The sequence below is a fragment of the Salinimicrobium xinjiangense DSM 19287 genome (assembly GCF_000423585.1).
Classification (GTDB): Bacteria; Bacteroidota; Bacteroidia; order Flavobacteriales; family Flavobacteriaceae; genus Salinimicrobium; species Salinimicrobium xinjiangense.
Genome location: NZ_AUIG01000044.1, coordinates 1 through 5,041, shown reverse-complemented (window position 1 = coordinate 5,041; position 5,041 = coordinate 1). Strand labels below are relative to the sequence as shown.

Here is a 5,041-nt window from a genome sequence, read left to right as displayed (position 1 = left end):
ACTGCATACTAAAGATCTAAGGTGGTTATAGCAACGGGGCTCACCTCTTCCCATTCCGAACAGAGAAGTTAAGCCCGTTAGCGCAGATGGTACTGCATCTCGTGGGAGAGTATGTCGCCGCCTTTTTTACAGAAGCCTCAACAGCAATGTTGAGGCTTTTTTTATACCCTAAAGTCAATTGAAATTACGACTGTCAGCTCCCCGGGCCGACAAGGCCTGACAGGGAAGGTCTGGTTCCTTTCTATTGTCATGGTAACCCTTTCAGAGGGTTCCAAACCCTGAAGGGTTGCTCTAGTAGGATGTGATGGCGGATCCGTGATGGCGCCGATTTGCAATCCGCGCCCATTTAATCGACGCTATCTATGAGAGAATTTTATTTTACTGAAAACATCCCATAAAACCACTCCTGCACTTACGGCAATATTAAGGGAGTGTTTGCTGCCGAGCTGAGGAATTTCCAAAACCCCGTCACTGGCTGAAACAATTTTTTGCTGTACTCCCTTGACCTCGTTCCCAAAGACAAAAACATATTTGGCTGCTGCTTCAGGCATAAATTCATTCAGAAAGGTGGCGTTCTCTGCCTGTTCCACAGAAAAGATCTTCATGTCTTTTGCCTTTAGTTTCTCCACCAAAGCGAGAACATCTTCAGCATATTCCCAGGCTACAGTTTCTGTAGCACCCAAAGCGGTTTTTTGAATGTCTTTGTGAGGCGGTGTTGCAGTAATTCCGCAGAGGTAAATCTTCTCAATCAAAAAAGCATCAGCAGTCCTGAAGATGGAACCTATATTATTAAGGCTTCTTACGTTGTCTAAAATGACAATAATTGGAGTCTTTTCGGCTGCCTTGAATTCTTCTGCAGATTTCCGATCGAGTTCGCTGTTTTTCAGCTTTCTTTTTTCCATGGAACAAAAATAGAAATTTCAAAAGTTATTCATGTGCGAAGTGCCTTTTAAACTGTGCTAGTCGCAATCGATGATCATTTTTATTTTAAGTAATATAAAGAGATTTGTAAAAGATTTCCCGCGAAAATCAATGGTATATAATAATTCTATCTATAGAGAATTGAGACTCCCACAGAGAGAGATTTTATTTTGACAGGTTGTGGATAAAAGTTTGAAAATGAGAAAGGGGAAGATTATCTTTAAAGGAGTAGAATTTTTACTTTAGCCCTCAGCAAAAAAAACAATCGCGTGTCAGGAAAACCGGAGAAAAAGATCACCCCTTTAATGCAGCAGTACAATGCTATCAAAAAGAAGTATCCAGATGCGATGCTGCTCTTTAGGGTAGGAGATTTCTATGAAACTTTTGGAGAAGATGCGGTTAGGGCCGCCCGTATTCTCAATATCGTTCTCACCAACCGGAATAACGGGAGCGAGCGCAGTGAATTAGCGGGTTTTCCACACCACTCTTTAAATACTTATTTACCTAAGCTTGTAAAAGCGGGGGAGCGCGTGGCAATCTGTGATCAACTGGAAGATCCGAAACTCACTAAGAAAATCGTCAGACGCGGGGTGACCGAATTGGTGACTCCCGGAGTAGCCATGAATGACGAGGTGCTTCAAAGCAAAACCAATAATTTTCTCTGTGCCGTGCACTTCGGAAAAAGAACCCTTGGAATCTCATTTTTGGATGTCTCTACCGGGGAATTTCTCACGGCTGAAGGCTCTGTGGAATATATAGACAAACTGCTTCAGAATTTTAATCCAAGTGAAGTACTTGTGCCCAAGCAGAAAAAGAAAGAGTTTTTTGAAAATTTTGGAGAAGAATACCATGTCTTTTTTCTGGAAGACTGGGTGTTCAAGCTTGATTATGCCTTTGAAAACTTAAATACTCACTTTAAAACCAAGTCTTTAAAGGGGTTTGGAGTTGATCATTTGGAAGAAGGAGTGATCGCCGCCGGGGCAGTACTTTATTATCTCGGGGAAACCCAGCATCATCGCCTGCAACATATTACCGGCATCAACCGCATCGCAGAAGAGGAATATGTGTGGATGGACAGGTTTACCATCCGCAATCTTGAACTCTATAATTCCCATGCCCAGAATGCAGTAACATTACTTGATGTCATAGACAATACTATTTCTCCCATGGGAGGAAGGATGTTGAAGCGCTGGCTGGCGCTGCCATTAAAGAATGCTGAAAAAATAAAAAAAAGGCATGAAGTGGTGGGATATCTAATGGATAAGCCCGAAACGCTTCAGAAAACGCGGAATCAAATAAAACAGATCAACGATCTGGAGCGTCTAATTTCCAAGGTTGCTACAGGAAAGGTATGTCCGCGGGAAGTTATTCAGCTCAAAAATTCTTTGGAGGCTGTGGTCCCGGTAAAGGGGTTGGCAATTTCTTCAGATAATGAATCGCTTAAAGTGCTTGGAGATAATCTACACAGTTGTGATTTGCTGCGGAATAAAATAAAAGAAACCTTATTTGAAGATGCCCCTGTTAACATCCTGAAGGGAAACACTATAGCCGAAGGTTTTTCTATTGAGCTGGATGAGCTGCGAAAAATTGCATTTTCGGGCAAGGATTATCTGGATAAACTTCTCGAGCGGGAGAGTACTGCTACGGGTATTACTTCTCTTAAAATAGGTAGTAATAATGTTTTCGGATATTATATAGAAGTCAGAAATACTCATAAAGATAAGGTGCCCGAAGGCTGGATAAGAAAGCAGACCCTTGTAAACGCCGAGAGATATATTACCGAAGAGCTAAAGGAATATGAGGCCAAGATCCTTGGAGCCGAAGAGAAGATCCTGCAGCTGGAACAGGAGATCTTTAATAAGCTTGTTCTGTGGATTGGAGATTATATACATCCCGTGCAGCAAAATGCAATCTTAATTGGGCAACTGGATTGTTTGTGTTCTTTTGCACAACAGGCTATTTCCCAAAATTACTGCAGGCCACAAATTGACGATTCCTTTGAGTTGGAGATCACAAATGGGAGACATCCTGTGATCGAGAAACAATTACCTCTTTCTGAATCTTACGTGGCAAATGATGTTTACCTGGATAGAGAAAGTCAGCAAGTGATCATGATCACGGGACCTAACATGAGTGGTAAATCGGCTATTCTTCGTCAAACTGCGCTCATTGTGCTGATGGCACAAATGGGAAGCTTTGTTCCGGCCGAAGCTGTCAGGATTGGTCTGGTTGACAAAATATTCACTCGTGTAGGGGCCAGCGACAATATTTCCATGGGGGAGTCCACTTTCATGGTAGAAATGAATGAGACAGCAAATATTCTTAATAATCTTTCTGAGAGGAGTCTGGTGCTCCTGGATGAAATTGGCCGGGGAACCAGTACCTATGACGGGATCTCCATTGCCTGGGCCATCACAGAATATCTGCATGAACATCCTTCAAAAGCAAAGACCTTGTTTGCCACACACTATCATGAGTTAAATGACATGACCGAAACCTTTGGTCGTATTAAGAACTTTAATGTCTCTGTAAAGGAATTAAAAGATAACGTCCTTTTTCTCCGGAAGCTGGTACCGGGAGGGAGTGAACACAGTTTTGGGATACATGTGGCCCGTATGGCAGGTATGCCGCAGCAGGTTTTGAGGAGAGCTAATAAAATCCTGAAAAAACTTGAAGACTCTCATGGCATACAGGATAAAGCCGGAAAGCTGAAGAAATCGGCTGAAGACGATCTGCAACTAAGCTTTTTTAATCTGGATGATCCTATTCTGGAAGAATTAAAGGATGAGATCTTACATACAGATATAGATACACTTACTCCTGTTGAGGCTTTAATGAAGCTGAATGAAATAAAAAGGATGCTTACAAAAGGACAAAAGGCAGGGGTTTAGGGATTTAAAAATAAGCAGAAAAAGCCTGATGTTTTTGCGAAAAAAATCTTTGCCAGTTTCAGAAATGTATTAAATTTGCACCGCAATACTCCTCACAACGGAGATGTTCTTTAAAATCGCGAAAATAGCTTCCCGAGTACTCGGGAGTAGAGCGCCACCAGGTCTCTCTATTTTTAATGTTCTTTAAAATGCGAAAATAGCTCAGTTGGTAGAGCGCCACCTTGCCAAGGTGGAGGTCGCGGGTTCGAATCCCGTTTTTCGCTCTGAAAGAGAAAAACTTCTTTTGAGGTCGCGCCTGCCTGCCGGCAGACAGGGGTTCCCCCGAGACTTCGGGGCTGTTTTTCGCTCTGACCATTTTAAGACCCCGGTTTTTTCGGGGTTTTTATTTTGGAAGCACCAGGCTCGGATGGTGGAATTGGTAGACACGTTGGACTTAAAATCCAATGACCAGCAACGGTCGTGCGGGTTCAAGTCCCGCTCCGAGTACTAGATAAACCCCTGTAAAACAGGGGTTTTCTGTTTTATGGAAAACCAAGTGTGGGGTCATCCCGATGACTATCGGGGCCCGCTCCGAATATTTTCAATTCCTCTTTATTCTTTTTGATTTATAGAATTTGTATTAATTTACAATTGTATGGCTAGGTTTATGTACTTTATTCTCCATCTTTAGATTCTTTTTATATAGGAAGTTGTGAAGATTTTGAGTTGCGGCTGGAACAACATCTAAGCGGTGTTTTCGAAAGGGCTTTTACAAAAAGAGCCAATGACTGGCAGAAATTTCTTTTAATTGAAAATCTTTCATACTCAGCGGCAAGGCAAATAGAAGCTCATATCAAAAGGATGAAATCTCCTCAAAACCTATGAAGAAATGAGATTAAAACTAATTGTGAAGTTCAGTGCGGGTTCATCCCGATATTCTTATGGATAAACCAAGGTTAAATTAAGGGATTTTTCATATTGCCTGTTTTCTCTAATTAAGGCGAAGATCCTGTTAATTAATTTTGCTCTTACAGCATTAACAACAGTCATTTTGTTCTTTCCTTCTGCTATTTTTCTTTCAAAATAATCCCTGAGCTCACCCTTCATTTTTATTGCTGACAAGGCAGCCATATGGAAAAGTGTTTTAAGCTTTTTATTTGCTCTGTGAGACACTTTATTTTTTGATCTTTGACTTGTTCCCGAATGAAAAGAAAAAGGAGCTACACCTATATGACAAGCAAATTTACGCC

Annotated in this window: 3 protein-coding genes, 2 tRNA genes, 1 rRNA gene and 1 pseudogene; 5 read left to right on the top strand and 2 right to left on the bottom strand. The window is 41.6% G+C overall.

What is annotated here, in order from left to right:
• The first annotated feature begins 17 nt into the window (after positions 1–17).
• Positions 18–126, top strand: a 5S ribosomal RNA gene (gene rrf / locus G564_RS0112925).
• Between the two features lie 230 nt (positions 127–356).
• Here the strand turns inward: rrf and G564_RS0112920 are convergent.
• Positions 357–902: an RNA methyltransferase gene (locus G564_RS0112920; RefSeq protein ID WP_029038030.1), complete on the bottom strand. Its 546-nt coding sequence runs from the start codon at positions 900–902 to the stop codon at positions 357–359.
• A 324-nt stretch (positions 903–1,226) separates the two neighbouring features.
• Here G564_RS0112920 and mutS point away from each other — a divergent pair, with 324 nt between their 5' ends.
• The 4 genes and pseudogenes from mutS to G564_RS20900 all read left to right on the top strand — a co-directional run.
• The gene (gene mutS / locus G564_RS0112915; RefSeq protein ID WP_037374025.1) at positions 1,227–3,812 is read left to right on the top strand and encodes a DNA mismatch repair protein MutS; all 2,586 of its coding nucleotides are present in this window, start codon (positions 1,227–1,229) and stop codon (positions 3,810–3,812) included.
• 190 nt (positions 3,813–4,002) lie between these two features.
• Positions 4,003–4,075 (top strand) — tRNA-Gly (locus tag G564_RS0112910).
• 137 nt (positions 4,076–4,212) lie between these two features.
• A tRNA-Leu gene (locus G564_RS0112905) sits at positions 4,213–4,298 on the top strand.
• Positions 4,299–4,466: 168 nt separating this feature from the next.
• Positions 4,467–4,676: pseudogene (locus G564_RS20900) on the top strand (GIY-YIG nuclease family protein); the annotation flags it as partial.
• A gap of 54 nt (positions 4,677–4,730) precedes the next feature.
• Here G564_RS20900 and G564_RS0112895 read toward each other — a convergent pair.
• On the bottom strand, positions 4,731–5,041 hold a 311-nt coding region (locus G564_RS0112895; RefSeq protein ID WP_029038028.1), incomplete at its 5' end, for a transposase.

Excerpts from the sequence above, each read along its gene's own strand:
- G564_RS0112920 (WP_029038030.1), bottom strand. The coding sequence starts at position 902 with ATGGAAAAAAGAAAGCTGAAAAACAGCGAACTCGATCGGAAATCTGCA.
- mutS (WP_037374025.1), top strand. The coding sequence starts at position 1,227 with ATGCAGCAGTACAATGCTATCAAAAAGAAGTATCCAGATGCGATGCTG.